The following is a 24,625-nucleotide window of genomic DNA, read 5'->3' on the forward strand; positions in this document are numbered from 1 at the left end:
CCTTGCTGTGCCAGAACGCTTCCTTATCCCTTCAACTGCTGCGCAGCCACCGCAGCTGTCTGTACCTTGTGGAGGCCGAAGCAGCTCTCTGCGCTCATTTCGAACAAATCGGGGACAGCAATATCACTGATAAAGCGGAGAACATCCGCGGTATGGAACCAGTCACCCGGCACAACCGGCGCCAGGGGCACATCGTCCCAAGCACCCGAAAGCCTCGGGCTGTAGAGCGGGGAAGCTCCGGGCACCAACTCACAGCCGGAGATTTTATTCAAACGCGTGGCGATCGATGGAGGCTCTTCTTGTGCGTTCGTAAACAAATGCGGCCAATAATCTGATCTTGAGCCTGTATGGGGATATCCCGCGAACCGTAAGACTCCTTCATAAACAGCGGGAATGCCGAATAAAATGCCATAGAGTGTTTTACCGAACTGGATTCGTTCGCGCAGATCGCTGAAGTCTTCGAGAATGGCTCCCGCAAGATTGATCGGGCGATCCTGCAAGACCCCGTCCTCGCTGCTTTTTGCAAATGGAAAAACGATCTGATTGAGCTGCATCAGCGACTGCATCTGAAATTCCAGGGACCCCAGTACATGCTCGGCATAGAATGGCTCTTTAACAACCCTCCCTTCAATGTAGTGCTGCTCGTTGATAATTAGAGCGGTTGTCAGCATGACGGAGTCTCGGGCTCTCCAGAACTCTTCCCACACGGGTTTCATAAAAGCCGAGACACCAAACGCGGGCAGAAGGTGCATAAGAGACTGTTTGCTTGTCAAAGACGCTTCATATAGAAGCAGCTGCGGATAAGCATCTCCGAAGATAAGGGAATTGGCTTTTTCCAGGAAGGAGAAAATAGCTTGCCGCTGTGAGAGGCTTAGAAGAAAGGGCAGATATTCTCCATGCAGATCGGTCATGCTCCACCCGCCGTTCCGGGAGACCATATGCGCAAGCAAAGCCCAATGAAGCTCTGGATGCCTGATATACATTTCCCAGTAGGCTTGTGTCCTTGTCACGTTGTTGCGGTTGCCGCGGTCGGTGGCTAGTCGGATTTGTTCTATGAAGCTGTTTTCTTCCGAAGTAAAGGATAGGGACTCAGACGGACCGGGGCTTTTCAGAGATTCGGATGCCAGAGCTGTGCAAGTATGCTGCAGCCGCCGAACGCTTGCTTGGTTAGGGACTAGCTTCCGGGGCCCTGCAGTCTGCAACTCGCGGGCGGATTTCCAGGAAGTTCGTTTGAATGAGATCAGCTGCGCCAGTGTCTTGGGAATAGAGCGGATCCAGCTTCCGATTGTCCTCCAGATGCTGTTCTCTTTGGCATGGCTCATACGGATAAGACCTGCCTTTCAGGGGCGTTATGTAAGTTAGACTCCTCTCCTTAGGACTGTCTTATTCAAAGTCCTGGGCCTTCAGTATGTGCCTTTATTAATTTTCAAATTTTTTTATGAGTCTTTTTGCTTATTCCCGCGTATAAATTAAGGTTAGCATTATATGGAATTGGAAAGGAGTCTTGCAATGAAGAAAGTTGGTTGGAAGCAGTGGTTATGTGGAGGTACCGGAGCGCTGATGCTCGTATTGACAGGCTGCCAGTCTGTAGACGGTCTGGATATTAACAAGGCGCTTGTTAAGCAGTATGAGGTCAAATCGGCAGAAGCGGTGGAGTCACTGAAGCTGGAACTTATTACGGGTGATACGAAGAAATTGCCGGATGATGCCCAGAGATTGCTCGATCTTTTCAAGAATGTAACGATCAAGTTTACGGAAGAGAAGATGGAGAGCCAGGAGAAGGCATCCATCAAAGGCGAGTTTGTATACGGCAAAGGCAGTATCCCGTTCCATTTATCTCTTGACAAACAGGATATGTTTATCAGCATTGAAGGGGTCTCCAAGCCGATACATATCCGTAACGCTCAGATGAATCCGGTTGCCGGCGGCATGATGATGCCGGATCAGGAGAAAATCGAAGAAATGACTAAAGCGCTGCAGGACAGTATGCCGTCGCTGGCATCCTTCTTTATCGGTCACGCGCCGAATCCTAAAACGATCAGCGTAACTTCCGTAACGGAAACGGTCTATAACGAATCGGTCTCTCTCAAGAAGCTTCATGCTGAAGTTAAAGGCGGCGAAGCGCTCGGTCTGGTCAAAACACTGCTGCAAAACATCGCGGCGGATGAGGAAGGCTTAAAAGAATTTATCGGAACACTATTTGATGTATTAGCTCCGATCGTAAAAGAAACCGTGGAAGAAGCGGGAGAAAGCAATGTACTTATCGATTCTTACCTCAATAACAAAACCTTGGCTGTAGCAACCATCTATGAATTTGTACAAAACGGATTGAAAGAAATTCTTAGCCAGTACGACGCCGAGACGGATAAATTTCTGAACAGTCCCGGACAAGAACCGCTCCGAGATATCCTCAGTGACAGATCTTCCGTCAAAGTTGATCTTTATGTGGACAGTGACCTGCAGATCCGCAAGAGCACCGCGGATATAAATGTCCCGCTTCCCGAGGCAGAGACAGGTCTCAAAGGAATTAAAGTAAGCTCCACAAGTGAGAGATGGAATATTAACAAGCCTGTAACGATAGATCCTGTTAAAGCGGATGGGGATAAAATCCTGTTCGATGCATCCAATCCGGATGCAATCCCGTCCCTGGGAAGCTTCCTGCGCTCGATCGACAAAAACTCTGTCTTCTATAAGCTGATTAAAGAAGATCTGCAGGTTACCAAGCGTAATGCGCTGGTTTCGATGGATGACGAATGGAGTAAATACGGTTTTGCCGGTTATCTCAAGAATGACGTATCTATGGCACCTGTTACTTATGTATCCGAATTACTGGATGCGAAAGTGAAGTGGGATGGTGAAACGAAACAAATTACAGTAATTGACGATCTGAACGGTCGCACCGTGGTGTTCACACTCGGTTCCGATCAAGCTGTAGTGGACGGTCAAACCGTTTCACTGGAACAGTCCGCAGAACTGACAGGTGACTTCACATTCGTACCGCTGAGATTCCTTGTGGAATCCTTAGGAGGCGAAGTGAAGTGGGATGGTGAGGAGCAAGCTGTCCGCATCACCCGTCAATAAGCAAGGCAGTTCATCTAATCCGGCTGCAGGCTGAACCGGATAAATAAGAAGGAGCACTTCCTGCCCGCTAGGGTAAGAAGTGCTCCTTTTGCTAAAGAAGAATTACTCGGTTCTTTTCTCCGTGTCGGAAGGCGGTTGGGGCTTGTTCCCCGGCAGCCTGCCCGACCGCAGCAGCGCCTCCCGCAGAAGAAATTCGATATGTCCGTTAACGCTGCGGAATTCGTCGCCCGCCCAGCGTTCCAAAGCTTCGTACAGCTTAGGATCGAGACGCAGCGCAAAGTTTTTCTTGGCACCCATGAGGCCGCTTAGTAGATCGAACCGGAATTGATTACAGGTTGGGCGGAACGGTCGGAGACAACGGCAACGAGCAGGTTGTTGATCATGGCTGCCTTGCGCTCTTCATCCAGTTCGACAACACCTTCTGCCTGAAGACGGGAGATGGCCATTTGCACCATACTCACAGCACCTTCAACAATTTTCTCGCGGGCAGATATAATCGCAGATGCCTGCTGACGCTGAAGCATCGCGCTGGCTATTTCGGTCGAGTAAGCAAGGTGAGTTAATCTTGACTCCAGCACCTCTACCCCCGCTACTTGCAGCCTGCGCTCCAGTTCATGAGTCAGCTCTTCCGCGATTTCTTCGGTATTGGCTCTCAGTGAGTAGGCCTCACCATTGTAGGAATCGTACGGATACTTGGAAGCGACATGACGGAGTCCGGTCTCGCTCTGAATCTCAACGAATGTCTGATAATTGTCGACTTCGAACATGGCTTTTGCCGTATCGACTACACGGAATACTACGACTGAAGCAATTTCAATCGGATTGCCGTCTACATCATTGACCTTCAGTTTAACGCTGTTAAAGTTGCGTACCCGCAGTGAGATTTTCTTGCGTTCGGTAAAAGGAATCGTAATCCAGAAGCCGCTATCACGGATTGTTCCGCTGTAACGGCCGAAAAAATTAACGATCATTCCCTGATTCGGCTGCACCACGGTGAAACCGCTAACCGGGACGAGAGCGAGAACAAGCAGAATAACAGCAGGAATAATCATTTCCGCGACTAAGAGATAAGCTCCCGCCGCGAGTAAAGCCAGCATCGCCAGCACCCCTACAAAACCGTTCAGTTTCCATACATTGCGTTCTTTCATGGCACCAGTCTCCTTCGATTTGATAATTAAATTCATTATATCGTTTTGATATTTATATGATATCACTTTTTACATTGATTGTAAATTGGTTAAGGAAACCATTTTGTTACCATATCCGTATTCCATCGCTATGGAATTATTGACACCGCCTTTTGAGCATGCTATAAGATAGACAAGTAAGTAATCCGATGATGCCGGTCGGGAATCAGACCCGGCAGATTCCATATCTGAGGTGAACAGCATGGAAAAAATCCATAATGAACAAGATTTCCGCGCCGTGGTTGAAGAGTCAGGAGTTACGATCGCTGTTTTTAAAACAACCTGGTGCAAAGACTGCCATTATATTGAACCTTTCATGCCGGACCTTGAACAAACTTATGCGGGACGGATCCGTTTTATTGAACTGGACCGTGATGAAGTGCCGGACCTGTGCGAAGAACTTAACATTCTCGGCATCCCGAGCTTTATTGCTTTCCGCAACGGCAAAGAGCTGGTCAGATTCGTAAGCAAGCTCCGCAAGACGCGGGAAGAAATCGAGCAATTCCTGGACCGTGCTATCGAAGTGGGAAATGCACTGCCTGAGTAATTAGTACCCTTTAGAGTCCGCAAGGCTGAAGCCATTCCATCCGGGATGGCTTTTTCTAATGAAAGTCCGGATCAAGGGGATACGATGCAAATTTATGGAACGGTCGGGTCATTTATGAGGGCATGATAAAAGCATAAACTATTTGCTGCTTAATCCGATTTTCTTAAAAAAATGCGCCCCATTTTCTGCCTCCTGCTTGTTTCAAGGCTTTGTAACATTTGCGAATGGAATTGGACCTTCATACTAGCTATAATAAATTAGAAGGCTTTACTGCCGTCATTCGACAATTACTACCGTAAAATGGCATCAGGAATATAGAGAAGTAGGTGCATTTATGTATACTTTAGCTAGACGGTTCTCCTTGGCAACGATGATCGGGATGTTCCTGATCATTATGATGGGAGCTCTCGTTACGAAGACGGATTCCGGTTTGGGATGCGGCTATGAGTGGCCGCTGTGCAACGGTAAGTTCGTCCCGGCATATACGATTTCCTCGATGATTGAATACAGTCATCGTGCCGTGACCGGGCTGGTCGGCTTTTTGATGCTGGCTACCTTTATCCTTGTGTTTAAGTCGGTGGAGCGCAAGGATGCGAAGTACTTTGTAGGAGGAGCCGCCCTCTTTACTGTTATTCAGGCAGCCATGGGAGCTTTTGCAGTGGTTTGGCCGCAATCTTCAGCAGTCTTGGCGCTTCACTTTGGACTTTCACTGCTAGCCTTCGCGATGACGCTTCTGTTGTGGCTAACGTTTACGAAGTGGGGCGATTACACGGTATCGGTAGCACGTGAAGCAAGGCACGGTGAATCCATGGTTCAGCCGGGCAGTGCGCCCGTCGCTCCGGGATTCCGCAAGTTTGTCTGGTTTATTGCAGTGTACTGCTACATTGTCGTTTATGTCGGGGCATTCGTACGCCATACCGAATCTTCAGGCGGCTGTACAGGCTGGCCGCTGTGCAATGGCGAAGTCGTACCGACCCTTAGCGGGGCATCCGGTATTGTGTTCTTTCACCGCTTGGCGGCTGCAGGAATTCTGATCTGCGGGATTATCCTCTTCATAATGGCCCGCAAAAACTACAGGCATCTGACGAATGTATATAATGGAACGAAATGGGTGCTGGTTTTACTTGTCGCCCAAGTATTCAGTGGAGCGCTCGTAACCTGGTCGCTGGGTCACGAAACTTTATTCTTGTTTACTGCGATGATCCATGCCGTATTGATTTGTGCCTTGTTCGGTTTTATCAGTTACTTGTGCGTCGTTATGCTTAGTGCAAGGAAACCGATTGAGAAGAGTACAGCGGGTAAATAGAAATTTGAGCGTTCAAACAAAGCTTTATTATTCCTCCATATGCACGGTCCCTACAGGGCTCATTTCACTTCCTTCGGGAAGCCCCGGCGGAACTCCTTGGGAGTTTCCGTTGGATGGAAATGGGCTCTTTTTTAACTGGATAAGAAGAAAATTTTCTTTACAAAGATCAGCCGGCTGGTTAAGTAAGATAAGGGAGTGTCCGGCACCCTTGTATGACGAGGCTTGCGTATAAGCGTATGGTTCAGAGACAGGGGGCTCATACTGAGGGAAATGAAGTAAGGGGGGAAAGAGAGTGCTGAGAATGATTTTTGATGAAAAGAGACGTGTAGACCGCTGCGATAAACAATTGGAGCAGGCGTTTACCTCCATCAAGCATTATTTGAACAAGCTTCAGAAGGATCGCCGCACAGAACATACTTACGAGCCCAAGAAGCTGCATAGACTGTATGTATGGACGCAAAGCTTCCTGGATGCCCTGGATGAGCTGGAACAGAGCCAGTATTGTGCCGTGCGGTTCTCGCAACACATAACCAAATCCTATCTGGATGAAATGAACGCGGAGGAGCTGGATCATTACAGGCGGTATGTTTATTTTTATAAAAATGCACTAATCCGGTTGTTTTCTATCCTGGACAAATTAGGTTATTTCTTGAACGATCTGTTCGAATTGAAGACGGAAGTAATTAAAACGCACTTTTCCTTTTTTACCGTATTGCGTAGAATGAGAGAGACGGGTGTTCATCCGGCCCTTCAGCAGAAGCTGTTCGAATTGAAAGTGAAAACAAAGCAGCCGCTTGAGATTCTCCGGAATCAACGCAATATGGAGATTCATTATGTAAATGTGGATATGCTTGATGACTTGATGCAGAACCATTCGTATTTTGGCGACCGCATCGGGGTGGAGAACTTTCGTACGAATCTCGCGGAACTTGCCAAGGGGTACGGGATGGTCTGCGAAACGATGGATTTGGTCTTTCAATATATTTCCCGTAAAGCTGCGGGTGAACACGGGGAGGGGAAACATGGCGGAAACGCGCAGGACAGCACTCATTACAGGAAGCGCGAAAGGTCTGGGCAAAACAACGGCTCTGGCGCTCGCGGGTCTCGGATATGATATTGTCATCAATTACGTACATAGTGAGAAAGAAGCACATGAGCTCGTCCGCCATATTCAAAATCTGGGTGTACGGGCGGCCGCAATCCAAGGGGACATATCCCGCAGTGAAGATATACAGCGCATCGCAGAAACCGTCGTCGAGACGGTTGGAGGGATCGATGTGCTGGTGAACAACGCGGGCCCTTTCATCCGCGAACGCCGGTTATTCGCGGATTATACGAGCGATGAGATCGACTATCTCATCCGCGGCAACTTGCTTGGCGTGATCCAGCTCGATCACGCCCTGCTGCCTCAGATGCGGCAGAAGCGTTGGGGCCGCATCATTCACTTCGGCTTCGGCCATGCTGCCGAAGCGAGAGCTTGGCCGCACCGGGCGGTATATGCGGCGGCCAAGGTAGGGCTGGTGTCGTTCACGAAGACACTGGCGGAGGAGGAAGCCGCCCATGGGATCACCGTGAACATGATCTGTCCCGGAGACATCCGCGGCGCCAACAAAGAGAAGCGGATCGAGGATGTCGAGGGACAGACCGATGACGAAACGCCGCGCGGGCGTCCAGGCACCGGGGAAGATGTGTCCCGGGTGATATCCTTCTTGTGCGACCCGCGGTCGGATTTTCTCACCGGCAACATCATGGAAATTAACGGGGGGCTGGACCCCATTCAGACGCTGCCTATGCTGAAGCAGTCCAAATGACCGGCGGAACAGCGGCAGCGGATGGAGCCTGAAATCTGAAGCGAGCAAGGCTGCTTTCCAGCTGTTGGAAGGGACGTAGGTCCGTTCTAGGTCTGGGACATGCGCAGTCGTCAGCGTATGTCCTCTGTAAGAGGCTGGAGCATGGTTCAGAAGCCCTCCAAGCGGCTCAGCCTGTACATATTCATTCATAGAATAAAGCCCTGTCACACAAGACCTGAAGGTCTTCGGTGACAGGGCTTTATAATTTTTCTATAAGGGATATACAAGGATCGGAAGAGCTCTTCCCCGCTCTATAACATACGAAAGCCGGCACAGGGCCGGCTCCGGATTAGAATACTTGAACAACCTCAGTGATGCCTTCAACTTCCTCAACCAATGCACGCTCAATACCAGCTTTAAGCGTAATCGTGGAACTCGGGCAGCTGCCGCAAGCTCCCATCAGCTTTAATTTAACGATGCCGTCCTCCACATCAACGAGTTCAACGTCACCGCCGTCACGCTGCAGGAACGGGCGAAGCTTATCTAGAACTTCCAGTACTTCATCATAGATGGTTGCACTTTGAGTATTTTCTGTCACGTAAATCAACTCCTTTCTCCATCTATTATAGTACATTTTCATGAAAAAAAATATCCCCCTGAAGGAAAGAGGCGGTTGGTGTAAAATGTTCCGTTCTTGTGTTTTATGGCCTATTAAGAAAAAGGGGGTTGCAGAATCAGGATTATGTTATATAATACAATTAACTAATTCGCATAACTGTATTATAACATTGGGATGTATGCCTCCACCAAAGCACACAGAGAAGGGATGGATGAACATGAGTGAACAAAGGGATTGCTGTCATTGCTACGGAGAAGGGGAAATGGAATGTGCGAGTTGTACAGGTGAAGGAAACCTGGGGAACCGCGGGATTTGCCTGGATTGCGGAGGGAGCGGCCGTAAAGCGTGCGCACGCTGCAGCGGAAGCGGTGTGACAGCGGATGCGTTCGACACGAGTGATTCCATCACGGACATCATGAGAAGCTTTTATTTCAAACCGGAGTATACACGAGGAAGATAAGAGCACCTGCCCAGCATTGCTGCGGTTTCGCAACAGTCAGGGAGCGTTCTGCTGCTTAAAAAGCGCTGTATGTGTTACAATAGAGGGAGTACAGTACTATTAGCCTCTATTCATACAGGTGGAGATTAAGATGAGACCTATTATAGAATTCTGCGCCAGCAATCCTGCTACGGATGACCTGCTTGAGAAGCTGGAGGAGAATCCCGATTATGACGTCATCGAGTACGGCTGCCTTGGTAACTGCGGCGAGTGCTACTTGTTCCCGTTTGCTATGGTGAATGGAGAAATGGTAGCGGCCGAGACGACTGAACTGCTGTATAACGAGATTATCCGTAAGATCAAAGAAGTCGAAGCGATGCTTGATCTTTTCGATGATTAAATAAGAAAGCCCGGTGTGCACATCACTTCCGTGATGGCACACCGGGCTTTTCTTATGAATTCGCTTCGTTCAGCTCGTTAAGCAGCAGGAATCAGCCGAAATGGTTCTTGGACATCCATAGGACACCGTTCTTGAGGACACGTGGAACCATGCCTGTCATGACTCTGTTCTTGCCCATCAAGCCGAATCCGGTTTTCTTGCCGAGTGAGCCAAGAACACCTTTGAGCTTGATTTGACCAAGACGCGGTGTTTCATTCTTCCAAAGCGCCTGCATGACTTCCACGATCTGCTTGCCTTGCGATTCGGCAGCCTGTGCACTTGGTGAGAAGGGCAGACTGGCACAGTCGCCTACGACAAACACATTCGGGTGGGCGGGAATCTGATGGTATTCATTCAGGACTACGCGTCCTGATGAATCCTTCTCCACCTGAAGCTGCTCCACGAGAGGACTCGGCTTGATGCCGGCTGTCCAGATGGTAGTGTCGGTGCGGATGATTTCTTCTTCGTTGTACAGGTCGCCTCCGTCCAGGCGTCTGAGCGTTACATGAGAACGCATTTCGATGTCATGCGCCAGCATCCAGTCTCGTACGAATTCCTTCGCCTTGGTAGGGAAGGAAGAGAGAATGCTCGCTCCGCGGTCAAGAATCCGGATGTTGATGTCCGGCCGGCTCTCGCGCAGCTCCGCAGCGACCTCTACGCCGCTTAGACCGCCTCCGACAATGGTGACTTGCCCGTAAGGAACAACGTCATTGACGCGCTGGTAAGTGATACGGGTCTGCGAGAAGGTCTGAATGCCGTTGGCGAACTCTACGGCACCCGGGATGCCGTGGAAGTTATCCACGCAGCCCAGGCCGATTACGAGGTAGTCATAATCCAGAGGATCTTTGCCTGCAAAAAGAACCTGTCTGGTCTCGATATCGATTCCGGTTACTTCTCCGTACTTCAGGTTGAGCCTGGGATCGTTCGGATAGTGAACACGAAGCTCCGTATCAGAGGCCGTACCTGCGGCTAGGGCGTAGTATTCTGTCTTGAGTCCTTGAAAAGGTGACCGGTCGACAAGGGTAACGGTCCAATCATCAGGTATTTCTTTTTCCAGAAGCTCTGTGGCTATGGTCATACCGCCATAACCGCCTCCCAGAATAACAAACTTATTCATGGTACATGAATCCCTTCTGCGGTAGCTTTGTTCGTACAACTTTACTGTTTGTCTCTCATTGGAAGTTTCTCTTAGTCGTTCTTACCCCAATTAGTTGTAGGTTTGAACCACGTTGTAGAATGTATCACGTTCTACGGGAATCCTGCCGGCTCCTTTAATCAGCCAAACAAGGTCTTCTTTCGTTATTCCGTCAGGTGATTGGGCTCCAGCCGCGTGCGAGATACGTTCTTTGACGATCGTGCCATGAGCATCGGATGCGCCGAATTGGAACGCGAGCTGAGTTACTTTGACGCCCATATTAATGAAGTAGGCTTTGATGTGCGGAAAATTGTCGAGCATCAGCCGGCTGATCGCGATGGTCTTGAGTTCATCCACAGCAGGTACCCGGCGGCGAATGCCGGCTTTGGAGCTGGCCGGTTGGATCGAGTTCGGGATGAATACGTGGAATCCGTTCGTTTCATCTTGAAGCTCCCGCAGCAGTGCCATATGCTCAATTCTTTCTTCGAGCGTCTCAATGGAACCGTAGAGCATCGTGGCGTGAGTTTTCATTCCGAGCAGATGGGCTTCACGGTGAACATCCAGCCACTGATCAGTATCCGCTTTCTCGACTCTCATCTTTTTCCGGTAGCGTTCCGTCAAAATTTCGGCACCGCCCCCAGGAAGCGTATCGAGACCGGCATCCATCAGAGTGCGCAGTACTTCTTTGTAACTTAGACCGCTGATCCGCGCAAAAAAATCAATTTCGGCAGCTGTGTGGGCTTTGAGCGCTACCCCGGGATAATGCTGTTTCAATGTGCGCAGCGAATCCACGTAGTACTCAAAAGGTACGTGAGGGTTATGTCCCTGGCTGATATGAAATTCACGGATATCCGGATGGAAATTGTCCGAGATATAGGACAGCATTTCGGAAGATGACAGCGTGTAGGAGCCCTCTTCGCCTTCGTCTCTGCGGAAATGGCAGAATGCGCAGTGCTCTTCGCATACATTTGTGAAATATAAACTCATGTTTTGTACAAAATAAATGTGCTTGCCGTTTTTCCGAAGGTTGGCTTTGTTAGCTAATTGACCAATGGTCAACAAATCGTCCGATTGGTACAGATAAAGGCCGTCTTCCCGGGTCAGACGCTCTCCGTGCTCGACTTTTTCTGCAATTTCAGCCATGCGGCGGTCAGGACTTTCGATCATGACATTCATTAGTATACCCTCCCTGAAGGATCTTTTGAATCCCGTTCTTTGTAATTTTTTAATTGCATCGGTATAACCGACCTTAATTCTGAGAAGCTTCCGTTCAACAGGTGAGCTATTGTGCCTATGTGTATTTGTTCACAAGCTCCGGTCTATATCATTCATCACGTTTATTTCATCCTTCCTATTATAAACCTGTCATGGTCAGGGGGCAATAAGGATAAACCTTGACCAGAGGAGACATAACCTGGATGATGTCGGATTTTGTACAAAGTTGTTGGAAAATATTTTCACATTTTTAGTGTAAATTTGGAAAAAGGTGCTTTATTAACCAACCGTTTATGTTGTACACTTAATAAAGTATCTTTTTGCCGGATGGGATGGTAGGGAAATATGCAGCAGCCGTTAGATCGGGATATCGGGAGAAGGCTCATTGAGGACATTGAGCAACTGAGGTTCCAATTGGTAGAGAAGGGTATGCAATATGGATTTCTGCATCCATCTGTTCAACAGGACAGCAGGGATTTAGATAAGCTGCTTCTGCAATTTTATAAATTGGAGCAGGCAGTGGTCCCTCTTGAGGCGAAGCAGAAATAGGGGTATACTATAAGATGATAAGTGGATTACTAAAATGACTGCTTAAGGAAGCGGGTCTATTTGTTAAGGCCGCTCCGTACAAGGAGGTTACCTATATGAGTTTACTGAAGATCAGCGATGAAGCTACAGATAAGATCAAGGAAATGCTCGAAGCGGAAGAAAACCCGAGCCTGTTCCTGCGCGTAGGCGTCAAAGAAGGCGGCTGCAGCGGATTTTCTTACGGCATGGGACTCGATGATGACCAGAAGGCTGACGATACTATTCTGGATTTCAGCGGTTTGAAAGTAGTCGTCGATTCCGACAGCGCGAAGTATCTGTACGGCGTAGAGATCGACTACAAAGACGCGGGCATGGGCGGCGGCTTCACGATCGATAACCCGAATGCAGTAGCATCCTGCGGCTGCGGCGCTTCGTTCAAAGTGAAGGGCGAAGAGGGCAAAGCGGAGAAGTGTGAGGATTAAAGGTTTTATCAGATTATCGTATGTTTGTGAGTGAATGATTTACTTGCATATTCTAATGATTTCTCTTTTTTGGAGAAGAGAACGAGCCTTCCAGACTTGTGTATTAAAACTACACGGGACTGGGAGGTTTTTTTATATAAATTTGAATGGATGTAAGCGTAACGTTTGAACATAGTATAATTATGAGAGCAATATATTGCATGGGGGAAACAATGTTTACATTCAAACAATTGATTGTCGAAGCTGGTTTTGCGGAGTCCGGGCTAAGACGTCCGGATTGTTTGCATTTTACGATGAAGGATATTGAATCAATCTCAGATTGAAAAACCCTTCTCCGCACAAGGCGCAGAGAAGGGTTTTGGTTTTCTTATCCAATTACACGCATTAAGCCTGCGGCTGCGGCACAGCTTCCCCGCCCAGCACGGATGTGCACTGCGGACAGCGGGATGCTTTGATCGGAATTTGTGAAATGCAGTAAGGGCACTCTTTAGTAGGATCGGGAGCCGGCTCTTCTTTCTCCGGCTCTTCTTTGCGGCGGAGCCTGTTCATCTGCCGGATCATCAAGAAGATAACGGCGGATACGATCAGGAAATCGATCACCGTATTAATAAAAGCGCCGTAATTAATCCGCACGTCTGTCGCCAGATCAAAGTGCAGATTTTTAAAATCCATTTTGCCCAGCATCAGCCCGATAGGAGGCATAAGCACATCATTGACCAGCGAGGTCACGATTTTATTAAAAGCAGCACCTATAATGACGCCGACCGCGAGGTCTACGACATTGCCGCGCATGATAAATTTTTTGAATTCAGATAAGATTTTGTTCTTTTTGACAGTATCCATTTATTGACATCCTCCCTTTTTACCCCTCCTAGTCTAGCAGATCGGGCAATAGGGAATCAATGAAATTTTAATAGAGGATACGCTTAAGAACACGGGTGTTTTCTCCGTACTTCTGCTTCATCGCTTTGGATTGTTCGAGCATATAAGTATAGAGTTCTTTGAGCCGTACTTTTTGAGGCCGGATGGTTTCTTTCACTTCTCCGTTAACGACGATGTCGTACACGATCATGATTCACTTCTCCTTTCGCTTCTGAACCCATTATAACGAGTCCGTATTAAATTCATGTTAAAAAAGATCGTCTATCGTGTGAAATTGTTTGCTCCATACGATAGCTATGTAAAAGAATATGCGAAATGAGTCGGATTATTCCCCTATTTTGGAAATGGTATCAAAAAGGTGTGATCAGCCTATGGAATGCGCTGTTATGAATTATGTTAATTGAAGGAAGATATTTGATTATTTGTTTTTATCGGCTCTTTGTAAAAGGAGGGTGTGTATAACTTTGTCCACATTATCCACCTACAAAACTCGCCATTTTTAGAGGGTATTCACAAATTACCCACAAGATATGCACAAGAGAGTGTGGATAACGGAACGCTTGTTCTAGAAAAATGACCATGGTAATATAATAACAAGTTGTACGGGAAAGGTGGTTGGCATGAGACAGATTAGTGATGAGACGCTTGTTGAATCTTATTTCAAAGCACTGGACCTTGAACTCGAGTCAGATTTTGTCGATTTGTTATTAGGTGAGATCAACCGCAGACATATCGTGCTGGAAACTTACAATGGCGAAGAAGCTGCCCTTGCGTAGCTTCTTTTTTTTGTTCCCGTCTATATTAACTTCTCCCCGCTTGCTATTTCTTCGATTGCTACAACCCGGTTCTGACCGCAGCCTTCACAGCCTACAATATGCATACAACGGTTGCTGAGCACGTCAGGATATCCGTTAGAAAGCCCGATTTCTTCAATCTCACGATACGGGGCATAGGGCCCGAGGTAATCATTGTACCTTCCAAAATCAGCAGCAGGACCGGAACAGCCAGGGCATATAGCGGTTAAGGTTTCCATTCCGTTACAGACAGGGCAGTAAGATGACAAAGGGCATTCCTCCTTGGGTGATCTGCCGGTAAAACGGCAGCAAGGTTAGAATGCCCTTTGAAGTTTATTTTCATTGATGGATCAGAATTTCATATTGCTGCTGTGCCCCGGGGACAGCTTGGCGGTTGGATCCATATAGACCTTGGCATTATTGACGGCAGTAGGAGCCTCGCCGAATCCGACGGCAATGAGCTTAAGTTTGCCGGGATACGTCGTGATATCGCCTGCGGCGAAAATACCCGGGACATTCGTTTCCATGCGTGAATCGACGACAATAGAGCCGCCTTCAATTTGTAGCCCCCATTCGGAGATCGGTCCGAGAGAGGACACGAATCCGAAATTAACGATAACTGCGTCTACGTCTACAATTGTTTCTTCGCCGGTTTTGACATGAGTGAGTGTAACTTTCTCGATGGAATCGCCACCGTCAAATCCGGTAATTTCTGTTGGAGTTATTACATCAACCTTCGAATTATTCAATTTCTCTACGCTGTGCTCGTGAGCGCGGAATTTGTCTCTGCGGTGAACGAGCGTGACCTGCTCTGCGATCGGTTCCAGCATCAGCGCCCAGTCAACAGCGGAATCGCCTCCGCCTGTAATCAGCACTTTTTGACCGGCGAAAGAATTCAGGTCTTTAACGAAATAGTGGAGGTTGTTCCGCTCATACCGGTCCACGTTCGGAAGATCAATTCTGCGCGGCTCGAAAGCCCCGACGCCTCCGGTAATAATGACGGCGCGGCTAAGGTGTGAGCCTTTGTCGGTGAGTACTTCGAACAAGCGCTCTTCTTTCTTGATTACGTTCAGTACCTTCTCTTCCAGGAAGACCCGGATAGGGAAGTGGTTCATTTGTACGGCCAGGTTATCCACCAGCTCTTGAGCCGTTACTTTGGGGAAGCCGGCTACATCATATATATGTTTCTCAGGATACAAGGCGGCTAACTGACCGCCGAGCTGCGGCATACTCTCGATTAATGTAACCGAGGCCTGCCTCATACCGCCGTAGAACGCCGCGAACATGCCCGCGGGACCTCCGCCGATGATCGTCAGATCCCTTACCTGCTCCTGAAGATTTTCATTAGGTTCCGTATGTGCTGCTTCTTTCACTTATCCGACACCTCCACTTTTATACGCTATCCTTACTTTGTTCATTATAAACGTCCGTATTCAGGAAAGAAACCATTTGACCCGGAGGAAAAAGACCCGGATTCATTCTTATGAAAATTATGAAAACGCTCTTAATTAAAAGGTTCGGGAGAAGGGAGAAAAAGAGCTTTCTAATTTGTCGGAATTCACGAAAAAAGCCCGTTTTTTTTAGGGAAAATGTCCCTTGCTATTTAATAGGGCACATTATATGATTGCATGAGATTGTTGCCAGATAGGCGTGATATACCAAGAAAAGCGCCTGCATAAGCGGCTCCAATCCGCATCATTTTATCGGAATGTTTTAAGCCTGGAGAGAGTGTGAATCAATCACAACAGAGGCCTTATAAAAAGATGGAAGTGAGAGAAACCAATGAGTAGAGTGCCAAGAATTGTTATTTTAGGCGCGGGCTACGGTGGTGTTGTGACATCTTTACGTCTTCAAAAAATGCTGAATTACAACGAAGCGGACGTAACGCTTGTAAATAAACATGATTATCACTACATCACCACGCATCTGCATATGCCTGCTGCCGGAACGGATAATCCAGAAAATGCACGTGTCAATATTTCTTCGCTAATTGATGAGTTCAAAGTGGATTTTGTTAAGTCTACCGTTGTACAAATCCGTCCCAATGAGAAGAAAGTAATTCTCGAAGACGGGACTTTATCCTATGATTATCTCGTGATCGGCCTTGGGGGCGAGCCGGAGACATTCGGAATCCCCGGTCTCAAAGAATATGCCATGACGATCCGTAGTATTAATAGTGTTCGTTATATCCGTGAACATATCGAATATCAGTTTGCCCGTTTCAAGCAGGAGCCGGACCGCAAAGAGCTGTTGACGTTTGTTGTCGGCGGTGCCGGTTTCTCCGGAATCGAATTTATCGGCGAGCTGGCCGACCGGATTCCGGAACTGTGCAAAGAGTTCGACGTCGAACCGAATCTCGTGAATATTTATAACATAGAAGCGGCCCCGACAGCTCTGCCGGGTTTTGATCCCGAACTGGTGGAGTACGCGATGCAGCTGCTGACCGATAAAGGCGTTACGTTTAGAATTGCCACGGCGATCAAAGAATGCACGCCGGAGGGCGTGCTGATCGCCGGGGACGAATTCATTAAAGCCGGTACCGTTATATGGACCGGCGGAATCCGCGGCAACCACCTGCTGGAGGATGCCGGGTTCGATACGATGCGCGGACGGATCAAGGTGGACGAGTTCCTGCGCGCGCCCGGTCACGATAACATCTTCGTTACGGGCGACTGCTCGCTCGTCATGAATCCGGAGGGCCGGCCTTATCCGCCGACTGCTCAAATCGCGACGCAGCAGGGAGACAACTGCGCCTACAATCTCGTTGCCTCTATCCGGGGCAGCTCGCTCAAAGAATTCAGCTTCGTGAATCGCGGAACGGTAGCGTCGCTGGGCCGGGGCGAAGCAATCGGCATCGTCGGGACGAAGAAGATGAAGGGCAGCACTGCGGCTCTGATGAAGAAAGTCATCGATATGCGCTACTTGTACACCATCGGCGGTCTTCCACTGGTTGTGCGCAAGGGCAAAATCCGATAAACGGATGAATTGAACAAGCAGGCCGGCTACTGGCAGACGTCCGAAGAGGAGAGCCGGTGCCGGCCTTTTGTATTCATTACAGGAAACGGGGGTATTTTACATGAGGCATTGCAGCGTTCAAGTGCGCGGTAGACTGACGCGCAGCGAGCTGGAGCGTTATAACGCGCTTATAGAAGTCGGGCATTATCTGGAAGAGCAGAAGCGGTATGATCTGGTAGCCGTCGTGCAAAAGGAAATAGATGTGCTGATTCTCCCTGCTATCGAGCGGCTCAAGGAGAGAAGCCGGCAGCGTGACCGGGATACGGAAGAATATCTGCGCCGGAAAGCGGAGATGGAAGCCGAAATGAAGCGCATCCAGGATGAGGAAGAGGAAGACTAGAAACGGTCGGTGGTATATTCTGTCGCGAACGGCAGGAAGAAGATTGCCGTGTTGTTCTCATTGCCTTTGGGAGAACCGTCGGATTTGGTTAATACGCAGGGCTTGCGGAGGCAAGGCGTAGTTTAATGATCTGTACACAGCAAAAGACCCCGGTTCCTGGAACCGGGGTCCTTTGGGCTTGTTGTGTATTAAACGTGCAGCAGGCGCGCCAGGCGGTCGTTGTCGAGCAGGTTGCCGACATAGAAATCGCCGAATTCGCCGAAGCGTGCGCTGACTTCGTCAAAACGCATCTCGTAAACGAGCTTCTTGAACTGCAGTGCGTCGTCTGCAAACAGAGTGACGCCCCACTCCCACAGATCGAAACCGACAGAACCGGTGATGATCTGTTTGACCTTGCCCGCATAGCTGCGTCCAATCATTCCGTGGCTGCGCATCATAGCTTTGCGGGAATCCAGGTCCAGCATGTACCAGTTGTCGCTGCCGTCACGCCGCTTGTTCATCGGATAGAAGCAGATATGCTTCGCCTTGGGCAGCGTCGGTTTGAGGCGGGCAACAACTTCCGGATTTTCCATCGGATCGGAGCCCGGCTTGGCCATATAGCTGCTCAGTTCAACGACCGATACATACGAGTAGACCGGGATCGTAAATTTGGCAAGCGTCGATTTGTTGAATGCCGTTTCGAGATCATTCAGTTCTTCCAAAGTTTCACGAAGCTGCATAAACAGGATATCGGCTTTCTGACCGACGATGCTGTACATCGCAGTGCTTCCTTGCTTATTATTCTCAATTGACTGCCACTCCCCGATAAAATCGTGCAGCTCGTCCTCTGCCCGCTTACGCTCATCTTGGGATGCTTCTTTCCATGCATTCCAATCTATGCGGCGGAAATCATGTAAGGCGTACCAGCCTTCTAATGTTTCGATGGCTTCACTCATAGGAAATGAAAACACTCCTTTTCTATACAGGAATTCACGTACTGCCATATCCCTCTCATTGTATCGACTCGCTATGCAAAAGGCAAATGAACAAACCGTGTCACCAGGCGATTGTTCAAGATGTAGACACTTTACCGGACAGGGGAATTTGTCTACAATAGAGAGTAAGAATGTGGATAGAAAAGGAGTGGACGAGTTTGATCCAGTTTGTTATCGTCATTGTCCTGATGTTCGTGCTGTTTTTTGGACTCGGGTTTATTCTAAATATGCTGATGAAAACGACCTGGTTTCCGAGCTATGCGTTCATAGCGCTTATGATCGGACTGGCTTTCTATTACAGCGACAAAATGTCTGCCGTTACCTACGTGGATATCGTTCCGGTTATCGGCGGTCTCGCAGGTGCAGTTGTCAGCGGGACAACCATCCGTACCCTGCGCATTAAAGGCTTCAAAATGTTCTAGCTGCCTCACACTACAAAAACCATCCTGCCTGCTGGGCATCCGGAGCAGGATGGCGGGAACGATTAATAAATGGACGGCAAGAAGCCCTTGGGGGAGCACCCCGCGGGCTTTTTTCATTCGAGATTATACTTGCGAGACTTAGTAAGAGTGGTAAGAATTCGGGTAATCGTAAGCGTTAACCGGCTCTTTTGGAACCAGGAAGCTCGCAATGAGGTAGATCGCAGTGAAGGCTCCGAAGCTGAATAACGCACAGACCACGGCGATCAGCCTCACAACGGTGGAATCCACACCCAGGTAATTCGCGATTCCTCCGCATAATCCGGTCAATTTTTTGTCTGTTCTGGAACGAAATAATTTATTCATCTTAATCTCTCCCTTGAATGAGTTCGTGTTTTCTTCAATCATGTTCTTCTTCGTCAGCTCTTTGCCGTTTCTTTCTTTCATGTCTTTATTGTATAGAAGATTGGAGCCGGTCAAAACGGCCTTGAGACGGTTTGTTTCTTAGACTTTGGTCGGGGAGGCGTCACCTTATAAAGACGGGGAAGCATGCTGCCTGGAGAAGGCAGGATTGCGATTCACAGGGAATTTATGAGCGGATTGAAAACGAAAGGGATATTTTTTCATTCCCTTCCTTGTCGATAATTGTGGTAAAATGAAGCCCAGACCTTTTTTAGGTACGGATGGAGTTTGATGCTATGCGTTTGACCAATTTACTGCATTTTACGGAAAACCACCGGTTCTGCGTTTACCGGGATTTTGCGCTCAGCAGTCTTGATTATAAGATGCTGTCTTCGATCTATCAGCCGATGATCGGGGGCTGCGCCATCAGTTTATACCATACGCTCTTCCAGCAGCTGTCCGCCGACAAAGCGGGCTATGCGGGGCTGGAGCAGCAGCGCAAGCTTTTCTTATCCATGGAACTGGACCCCGGTGAACGCAGCCGCAAGCTCTTTATCGAGCAGACGTCCAGGCTTGAAGCGGTAGGACTGCTGCAGACTTCGCGGATTTATGTTCCGGAAGAAGAAGATTACATCTACGAATACACGCTGTTTTGTCCTCTGTCGCCCAATGAATTTTTCCGCAATCAACATCTGACCCTGCTGCTTCGTGACAAAATAGGCAAATTCATGCTGCTTTCGCTGCGGGATGATTTGACTACACCGGAGCCTGAAGAATTAACCGGTGCCGACAGCGAGAATCTGTCCGTTCCTTTTTATGAGCTGTTCAGCCTGAACACGCATGTGATCGATTACGAGCTGGAACAGGCGCTCTACGAAGCTTCGGCCGGCAAGCAGACAGGCCAGCCTATGGACGTAACGACCAAAGGATACGAGTATGCCGATCTGATTACCCGGTTCCCCCGGGGATCTTATAACCGGATTCACGTAGAGAATCTGAAGTATAAGCCGGAGATAATGATCTCCATTAATATGGTCGCAAGGAAATACAGTCTTACGCTTCAGGAAACATGCCGGCTGTTGGATGAAGACGGTATGTTCGATGAGGATGGCGAGCTTCAGATTGATTCTCTCCAATACAAGGCGAATTTGTATTTCCGTCAAGGCAAGAAGAGAGAGGAAGAACGCGAGCGGTTTCTTCAACGAGCCGAAGCGAATTCGGCCGATTCTTCGCCGGAAGCTGCTGAAGCGGCTTCACGGGAGGTTGAGATGCAGTATTATCTGGAAGTGCCTGCGTTCCTGCAGGCATCTAATAATGAACACCAGTATAATACGCTTCTCAAGAACGAGCCTTACACGCGTGTTCTGCAAAGCTTTTTTACGCAAGGACCCGTTCCGAACGGCGTCCTGGATATTTTCGAGAAAATCGATCTCAATTATAAATTGAAAGAGGAAGTCATTAACGTCCTTATTCATTACATTCATATAGACAAACGATCCTGGGCCAAGTCGTCCATTGAAGCGGTAGCCTCGGATATGCTGGGCAAACATATAGCTACCTTCGAAGAGGCCGTCGACTATGTGCGTCAGCGGATCAAATTCCGCGAGCAGGCAGCGGCCAAAGCTGCGGCAGCGAAAGCTTCGGGAGCGGGAACTTACAGCGGCAGGAGCCGGACACGTACACCTGCAAGCAAGACGCAGAAGCCTCAGATTCCAATTGTCCAGAACAGCGGACAGACCACGCGCGTGACGGATGAAGAGCTCGAAGAGATGCTCAGTAAGGCCAAACGGCTGGATGAAATGTTCAATTCTTAATTACGCAGAACTGATGATGGTTCTCATTCATATTAGCAAGTATGCCTATGGCGGGAGGAGGAACCGTGTTGGAGTCGTTGTCTGATATGCTGAAGCAGATGCCCAAAACCGACTGGATGAAAAGAGCGGAGCAGCAGGCCAAGCTTGTGCTGGAGGACCCGATGATCCTCAAGCTCCGGGAACAGCATCCGGCACTCGATGACCGTACCTTAAAGGTGAATATGAACCGGCTGTATCAGTATGTGAGAGAGTATAATCACTGTGCAAACTGCCCCGGTCTTGAGAACTGTCCCAACGATATGACGGGCCATTATACGGTACTGAATGTCGAAGAAACAGGCGAGCAGACGTATATCCATGAGGAAAAAACAGCCTGCCGGAAGTTTATCGCCAAGCAGACGCAGGATGCGATCCGCAGCCGGATCCGGACTTTTCATATCGATGAGCAGGCTTTGAGCCGCGAGCATACCTATGCGGATATCCTGCGGACGGACTTGCAGCGGGCCAAAGCGGTGGATCAATTGAACGATTATGTGATCCGTACAGCGGAGGAGGGTCCGCTTAAGAAGGGCTTGTATCTTCAAGGCTCCTTTGGAACGGGGAAGACGTTCCTTATGTGCTACATGCTCTATCAGCTGGCAAAGAAAGGATTTACCGGCGCTATCGTGTATATGCCGGACTTTGCGGAGGATCTGAAGGGAATGTTCGGAGACCCTCAGAAGCTGAGAGAAACGATTGAACTGCTTAAGGAGACCGATCTTCTTGTGTTTGATGATATCGGTGCGGAGAATTTAAATCCGTGGCTGCGTGACCATGTAATCGGAGCGATCCTTAATTACCGCATGAACCGCAAACCGACTTTTTTCACGTCAAATTATGATCTTAATGCCCTTGAGAAGCATTTCAGCTTTACGAATAAGGACGGCGATGAGGAATTCAAAGGCCAGCGTATTATGGACCGGATTCGTCCCTATGTAGAGGTGCTGGTTATAGACGGGAAGAACAAGCGGGGAGCCTGAGCGAGCGGCAGTTTAGCTGGAGGAATCCGGAACAATAAGCAGAACCGTCAAGGGCGTCCTTGGCGGTTTTTGCCGTGTCGTAACCGGGCAGCGGAATTAAATTAAAACAGTCCGCCCGCACCGGATCCTTCGGCGGGCAGACTGTATGTATCCGGCATGCGTCCGGTTTAGTCATTTGTATTTGTAGAAGAATTACTTCTTAAGCTGCTCAAGTTCATGGGTGACCCGCTCCACCATTTGGGCAAAGGAAGTCAGCTCTTGGGAGCTTGCCGCTTGCGTACGCGCATAGTTAGTCGTCTGCTCCGACTCGGAGTGAACTTTATCCAGAATCGCGTTAATGGCTTCGAGCTTGTCTTGGATAAGCTCCAGAGATTCCCGCGAACGCGATGCCAGCTTACGCACTTCGTTGGCGACAACCTCGAATCCGCGTCCGTATTCACCGGAGTGTGCAGCTTCGATCGCCGCATTGAGGCCGAGCAGATGGGTCTGATCCGAAATTTCCTTCATCAGGGATCCCATGCCTTCAATATGAGTTACTTCTTCATTCAACTGCTGAAGCAGTTGATGGGATTTGTCCTGGGATTCGGCGGTGGAGATAGCTGTCTCCGCTACCATCTGGCTGCTGCTGCTTAGTTCGACCATCATAGAGGCGAGGTCCTGTACGGCTTTATTGATACCGGTCAGCATCAAGGCCTGATCATCCGCGAGCTTCTGCACTTGAGCCTTCTCGTCTTTCTCATATGCTTCGAGGACGAGCTGGGAATCAAGATTGAACATCTTGGTCAAAGCATGTACGATCTCCATCCAAGGACCATCCGGCATAATCCGGCGGAAATGAACCAGAGACAGATCCAGATACAACATATAAGTGCCGAGATACCAGTCTGTAGTGAGACCGATCCGCGAATGGACCCTTCCGACAATCAGACGATCTTCAATGTATCGTTCGTTAATCACACCGGCTGTCATCGAAAGAAAATAGTCGGTTTGCGTTTTCTTCAGACGGTCCAGTGTGCTGTGGCGCTCAATAATTTGTTTTAAGGCGGGCTCTTTAACCAACTGATCGTAAAGTTCCTCGACCATGACATCCACAATTTCTTTGAAAGCCATTTCATGTGACTTCAGCAGCTGCAAGTCTTTCTCGGTGATCCCGGTAAAACGAACCTGCTGCGATCTTTTGTCAGACAATTGAATCAAGAAGGGCACCCCATTTTCTTCGAGTTTGCTAATTTCTGTTATGGGACATGTTGCCCCCGAACTATTCTTCTACATTTCTGTTGGAAAATCCTTCTTAAAGGGAGCTTAGGTCCAAAATGATGCTTACCATTGTGAGTTGATGTTCAATATAGGAGCGCGATAGCGTGCAAAACGCAAGAAAAAAACCTGTCCGCATAGCAGCGCAGGTTTCCTTCCGGACTCTGTATCAGCCCACCAGCAATTTGATAACAACTCCAATGGTGAAGATACCCATCAGAACGATGAAGAATCCACCAAAACCAAGGGCGACATCCATAAAATCGTTGCGGGGCTCTTCATTTACATGAATTCTAGGATCGCTCACGCATGTTCCTCCTTGCTTATCTGCTTAAAAGTGCAGATTTAGGCTTATGATCCAGTATACCCATTTTTCAAGAAACTTGTAAAGCATCCTAAAGTGGAATCCGTGACAAACTTGTAACATAGAAGTGGACTGCCATTTTTTACTGGGGGGTGACTTCGTTTGAAAAAGACTCGTATTGTGGTATACTTTACATGTTGACATATCCGGATCCGCTGAGGATTTCGATGAACTTTTAGATTATTAAGGAGGAAGAAATCATGGCGATCGTAAACGTAACGGACCAATCCTTTAAAGGTGAAGTAGAAGCAGAAGGAACGGTTCTTGTTGATTTCTGGGCACCATGGTGCGGACCTTGTAAGATGATAGCACCTGTGCTTGAAGAGCTGTCCAAAGAACAGACTAGCCTCAAAATTGCAAAAGTGAACGTGGATGACAATCCGGAATCCGCTTCCCGCTTTGGCGTGATGAGCATCCCGACTCTGATCGTATTCAAGAATGGTCAACCGGTTGATAAAGTCGTGGGCTTCCAGTCCAAAGACGCGCTCAAGAATGTACTTTCCCGCCATCAATAAGATTTGATGGGATAATGAATGAGAAAAAGCTCTTTTTCTGCTATGCTGGAAAAGAGCTTTTTTTG

Annotated in this window: 30 protein-coding genes; 16 read left to right on the forward strand and 14 right to left on the reverse strand. The window is 48.6% G+C overall.

All coding sequences use genetic code 11. The annotated features are described in order from the left end of the window. Window positions 1–23: 23 nt before the first annotated feature. Window positions 24–1,322 carry a DUF2515 family protein gene (locus AR333_RS03420; protein WP_068773917.1) on the reverse strand — a complete coding sequence of 433 codons (1,299 nt, stop codon included), beginning with the start codon at window positions 1,320–1,322 and terminating at the stop codon, window positions 24–26. A gap of 187 nt (window positions 1,323–1,509) precedes the next feature. Here AR333_RS03420 and AR333_RS03425 point away from each other — a divergent pair, with 187 nt between their 5' ends. Next, entirely contained in the window at window positions 1,510–3,081 is a 1,572-nt protein-coding gene (locus AR333_RS03425; protein WP_068773918.1) for a copper amine oxidase N-terminal domain-containing protein, read from the forward strand. A 102-nt stretch (window positions 3,082–3,183) separates the two neighbouring features. Here AR333_RS03425 and AR333_RS03430 read toward each other — a convergent pair whose 3' ends face one another. Together AR333_RS03430 and AR333_RS03435 are read right to left on the reverse strand one after the other, a co-directional pair. Next, entirely contained in the window at window positions 3,184–3,378 is a 195-nt protein-coding gene (locus AR333_RS03430; RefSeq protein ID WP_068773919.1) for a hypothetical protein, read from the reverse strand. 8 nt (window positions 3,379–3,386) lie between these two features. Beyond that, window positions 3,387–4,229, reverse strand: coding sequence for an SPFH domain-containing protein (locus tag AR333_RS03435; RefSeq protein WP_068773920.1), 843 nt, complete (start codon window positions 4,227–4,229; stop codon window positions 3,387–3,389). Window positions 4,230–4,470: 241 nt separating this feature from the next. Between AR333_RS03435 and AR333_RS03440 the strand changes: the two genes are divergently transcribed. The 4 genes from AR333_RS03440 (at window position 4,471) to AR333_RS03455 (ending at window position 7,932) form a co-directional block, all read left to right on the forward strand. Beyond that, window positions 4,471–4,815 carry a thioredoxin family protein gene (locus tag AR333_RS03440; RefSeq protein WP_068773921.1) on the forward strand — a complete coding sequence of 115 codons (345 nt, stop codon included), beginning with the start codon at window positions 4,471–4,473 and terminating at the stop codon, window positions 4,813–4,815. Between the two features lie 334 nt (window positions 4,816–5,149). Continuing rightward, window positions 5,150–6,121 (forward strand): heme A synthase, encoded by a 972-nt coding sequence (locus tag AR333_RS03445; RefSeq protein WP_068773922.1) that lies wholly within the window; start codon window positions 5,150–5,152, stop codon window positions 6,119–6,121. Between the two features lie 301 nt (window positions 6,122–6,422). Further along, complete coding sequence (locus AR333_RS03450) at window positions 6,423–7,235, forward strand: Cthe_2314 family HEPN domain-containing protein (protein ID WP_253735780.1); 813 nt, start codon at window positions 6,423–6,425, stop codon at window positions 7,233–7,235. Beyond that, a complete protein-coding gene (locus tag AR333_RS03455) occupies window positions 7,144–7,932 on the forward strand; it encodes an SDR family oxidoreductase (protein ID WP_068773924.1) in 789 nt (262 codons plus the stop codon). Before AR333_RS03450 ends, AR333_RS03455 begins: the two co-directional genes overlap by 92 nt. Window positions 7,933–8,260: 328 nt before the next feature. On the opposite strand, the gene AR333_RS03460 is transcribed toward AR333_RS03455, so the two are convergent. Beyond that, a complete protein-coding gene (locus AR333_RS03460) occupies window positions 8,261–8,509 on the reverse strand; it encodes a NifU family protein (RefSeq protein WP_068775104.1) in 249 nt (82 codons plus the stop codon). A 242-nt stretch (window positions 8,510–8,751) separates the two neighbouring features. Here AR333_RS03460 and AR333_RS24890 point away from each other — a divergent pair, with 242 nt between their 5' ends. Next, entirely contained in the window at window positions 8,752–8,904 is a 153-nt protein-coding gene (locus AR333_RS24890; RefSeq protein ID WP_172798795.1) for a hypothetical protein, read from the forward strand. A 216-nt stretch (window positions 8,905–9,120) separates the two neighbouring features. Next, window positions 9,121–9,369, forward strand: a complete 249-nt coding sequence (locus tag AR333_RS03465) for a YuzB family protein (RefSeq protein WP_068773925.1) — start codon at window positions 9,121–9,123, stop codon at window positions 9,367–9,369. 91 nt (window positions 9,370–9,460) lie between these two features. On the opposite strand, the gene AR333_RS03470 is transcribed toward AR333_RS03465, so the two are convergent. Both AR333_RS03470 and mqnE read right to left on the reverse strand, forming a co-directional pair. Continuing rightward, entirely contained in the window at window positions 9,461–10,525 is a 1,065-nt protein-coding gene (locus AR333_RS03470) for an NAD(P)/FAD-dependent oxidoreductase (RefSeq protein ID WP_068773926.1), read from the reverse strand. Window positions 10,526–10,615: 90 nt separating this feature from the next. Further along, window positions 10,616–11,719 (reverse strand): aminofutalosine synthase MqnE, encoded by a 1,104-nt coding sequence (mqnE, locus tag AR333_RS03475; RefSeq protein ID WP_068773927.1) that lies wholly within the window; start codon window positions 11,717–11,719, stop codon window positions 10,616–10,618. A gap of 384 nt (window positions 11,720–12,103) precedes the next feature. Here mqnE and AR333_RS03480 point away from each other — a divergent pair, with 384 nt between their 5' ends. Then, window positions 12,104–12,307, forward strand: coding sequence for an aspartyl-phosphate phosphatase Spo0E family protein (locus tag AR333_RS03480; RefSeq protein ID WP_068773928.1), 204 nt, complete (start codon window positions 12,104–12,106; stop codon window positions 12,305–12,307). A gap of 95 nt (window positions 12,308–12,402) precedes the next feature. Continuing rightward, entirely contained in the window at window positions 12,403–12,768 is a 366-nt protein-coding gene (gene erpA / locus AR333_RS03485; RefSeq protein WP_068773929.1) for an iron-sulfur cluster insertion protein ErpA, read from the forward strand. A gap of 384 nt (window positions 12,769–13,152) precedes the next feature. Here the strand turns inward: erpA and mscL are convergent, their stop codons facing one another. Together mscL and AR333_RS03495 are read right to left on the reverse strand one after the other, a co-directional pair. Next, the gene (gene mscL, locus AR333_RS03490) at window positions 13,153–13,587 is read right to left on the reverse strand and encodes a large-conductance mechanosensitive channel protein MscL (protein ID WP_172798820.1); all 435 of its coding nucleotides are present in this window, start codon (window positions 13,585–13,587) and stop codon (window positions 13,153–13,155) included. Between the two features lie 91 nt (window positions 13,588–13,678). Then, window positions 13,679–13,840: a mechanosensitive ion channel protein MscL gene (locus AR333_RS03495; RefSeq protein ID WP_068773931.1), complete on the reverse strand. Its 162-nt coding sequence runs from the start codon at window positions 13,838–13,840 to the stop codon at window positions 13,679–13,681. Window positions 13,841–14,270: 430 nt separating this feature from the next. On the opposite strand from AR333_RS03495, the gene sda reads away from it, so the two are divergent. Next, a complete protein-coding gene (gene sda, locus AR333_RS03500; protein ID WP_068773932.1) occupies window positions 14,271–14,426 on the forward strand; it encodes a sporulation histidine kinase inhibitor Sda in 156 nt (51 codons plus the stop codon). 20 nt (window positions 14,427–14,446) lie between these two features. Here sda and AR333_RS03505 read toward each other — a convergent pair whose 3' ends face one another. Further along, window positions 14,447–14,713 carry a hypothetical protein gene (locus AR333_RS03505; protein WP_068773933.1) on the reverse strand — a complete coding sequence of 89 codons (267 nt, stop codon included), beginning with the start codon at window positions 14,711–14,713 and terminating at the stop codon, window positions 14,447–14,449. An 81-nt stretch (window positions 14,714–14,794) separates the two neighbouring features. Further along, window positions 14,795–15,817, reverse strand: coding sequence for an NAD(P)/FAD-dependent oxidoreductase (locus AR333_RS03510; RefSeq protein WP_068773934.1), 1,023 nt, complete (start codon window positions 15,815–15,817; stop codon window positions 14,795–14,797). Window positions 15,818–16,226: 409 nt separating this feature from the next. Here AR333_RS03510 and AR333_RS03515 point away from each other — a divergent pair, with 409 nt between their 5' ends. Beyond that, window positions 16,227–17,420: an NAD(P)/FAD-dependent oxidoreductase gene (locus AR333_RS03515; RefSeq protein ID WP_068773935.1), complete on the forward strand. Its 1,194-nt coding sequence runs from the start codon at window positions 16,227–16,229 to the stop codon at window positions 17,418–17,420. Between the two features lie 100 nt (window positions 17,421–17,520). Further along, on the forward strand, window positions 17,521–17,799 hold the full coding sequence (locus AR333_RS03520) for a hypothetical protein (RefSeq protein ID WP_068773936.1): 279 nt from the start codon (window positions 17,521–17,523) through the stop codon (window positions 17,797–17,799). A gap of 188 nt (window positions 17,800–17,987) precedes the next feature. On the opposite strand, the gene hemQ is transcribed toward AR333_RS03520, so the two are convergent. Continuing rightward, window positions 17,988–18,734 carry a hydrogen peroxide-dependent heme synthase gene (gene hemQ, locus AR333_RS03525; RefSeq protein WP_068773937.1) on the reverse strand — a complete coding sequence of 249 codons (747 nt, stop codon included), beginning with the start codon at window positions 18,732–18,734 and terminating at the stop codon, window positions 17,988–17,990. A 197-nt stretch (window positions 18,735–18,931) separates the two neighbouring features. Between hemQ and AR333_RS03530 the strand changes: the two genes are divergently transcribed. Next, window positions 18,932–19,195 (forward strand): YuiB family protein, encoded by a 264-nt coding sequence (locus tag AR333_RS03530; protein ID WP_068773938.1) that lies wholly within the window; start codon window positions 18,932–18,934, stop codon window positions 19,193–19,195. Window positions 19,196–19,333: 138 nt separating this feature from the next. On the opposite strand, the gene AR333_RS03535 is transcribed toward AR333_RS03530, so the two are convergent. Further along, a complete protein-coding gene (locus AR333_RS03535) occupies window positions 19,334–19,558 on the reverse strand; it encodes a PspC domain-containing protein (RefSeq protein WP_068775105.1) in 225 nt (74 codons plus the stop codon). Between the two features lie 332 nt (window positions 19,559–19,890). On the opposite strand from AR333_RS03535, the gene AR333_RS03540 reads away from it, so the two are divergent. After that, the gene (locus AR333_RS03540) at window positions 19,891–21,408 is read left to right on the forward strand and encodes a DnaD domain protein (RefSeq protein ID WP_068773939.1); all 1,518 of its coding nucleotides are present in this window, start codon (window positions 19,891–19,893) and stop codon (window positions 21,406–21,408) included. A 68-nt stretch (window positions 21,409–21,476) separates the two neighbouring features. Then, entirely contained in the window at window positions 21,477–22,427 is a 951-nt protein-coding gene (gene dnaI, locus AR333_RS03545) for a primosomal protein DnaI (protein WP_068773940.1), read from the forward strand. Window positions 22,428–22,619: 192 nt separating this feature from the next. Here the strand turns inward: dnaI and AR333_RS03550 are convergent, their stop codons facing one another. Together AR333_RS03550 and AR333_RS24500 are read right to left on the reverse strand one after the other, a co-directional pair. After that, window positions 22,620–23,633 carry a protoglobin domain-containing protein gene (locus tag AR333_RS03550; protein ID WP_367583831.1) on the reverse strand — a complete coding sequence of 338 codons (1,014 nt, stop codon included), beginning with the start codon at window positions 23,631–23,633 and terminating at the stop codon, window positions 22,620–22,622. A gap of 217 nt (window positions 23,634–23,850) precedes the next feature. Beyond that, window positions 23,851–23,988, reverse strand: coding sequence for a YqzM family protein (locus tag AR333_RS24500; RefSeq protein WP_156430820.1), 138 nt, complete (start codon window positions 23,986–23,988; stop codon window positions 23,851–23,853). A gap of 257 nt (window positions 23,989–24,245) precedes the next feature. Here AR333_RS24500 and trxA point away from each other — a divergent pair, with 257 nt between their 5' ends. Next, window positions 24,246–24,560 carry a thioredoxin gene (trxA, locus tag AR333_RS03555; protein WP_068773942.1) on the forward strand — a complete coding sequence of 105 codons (315 nt, stop codon included), beginning with the start codon at window positions 24,246–24,248 and terminating at the stop codon, window positions 24,558–24,560. Window positions 24,561–24,625: the final 65 nt, after the last annotated feature.

The sequence above is a fragment of the Paenibacillus sp. FJAT-26967 genome (assembly GCF_001541095.1).
In the GTDB taxonomy this organism is placed as follows: domain Bacteria; phylum Bacillota; class Bacilli; order Paenibacillales; family NBRC-103111; genus Paenibacillus_F.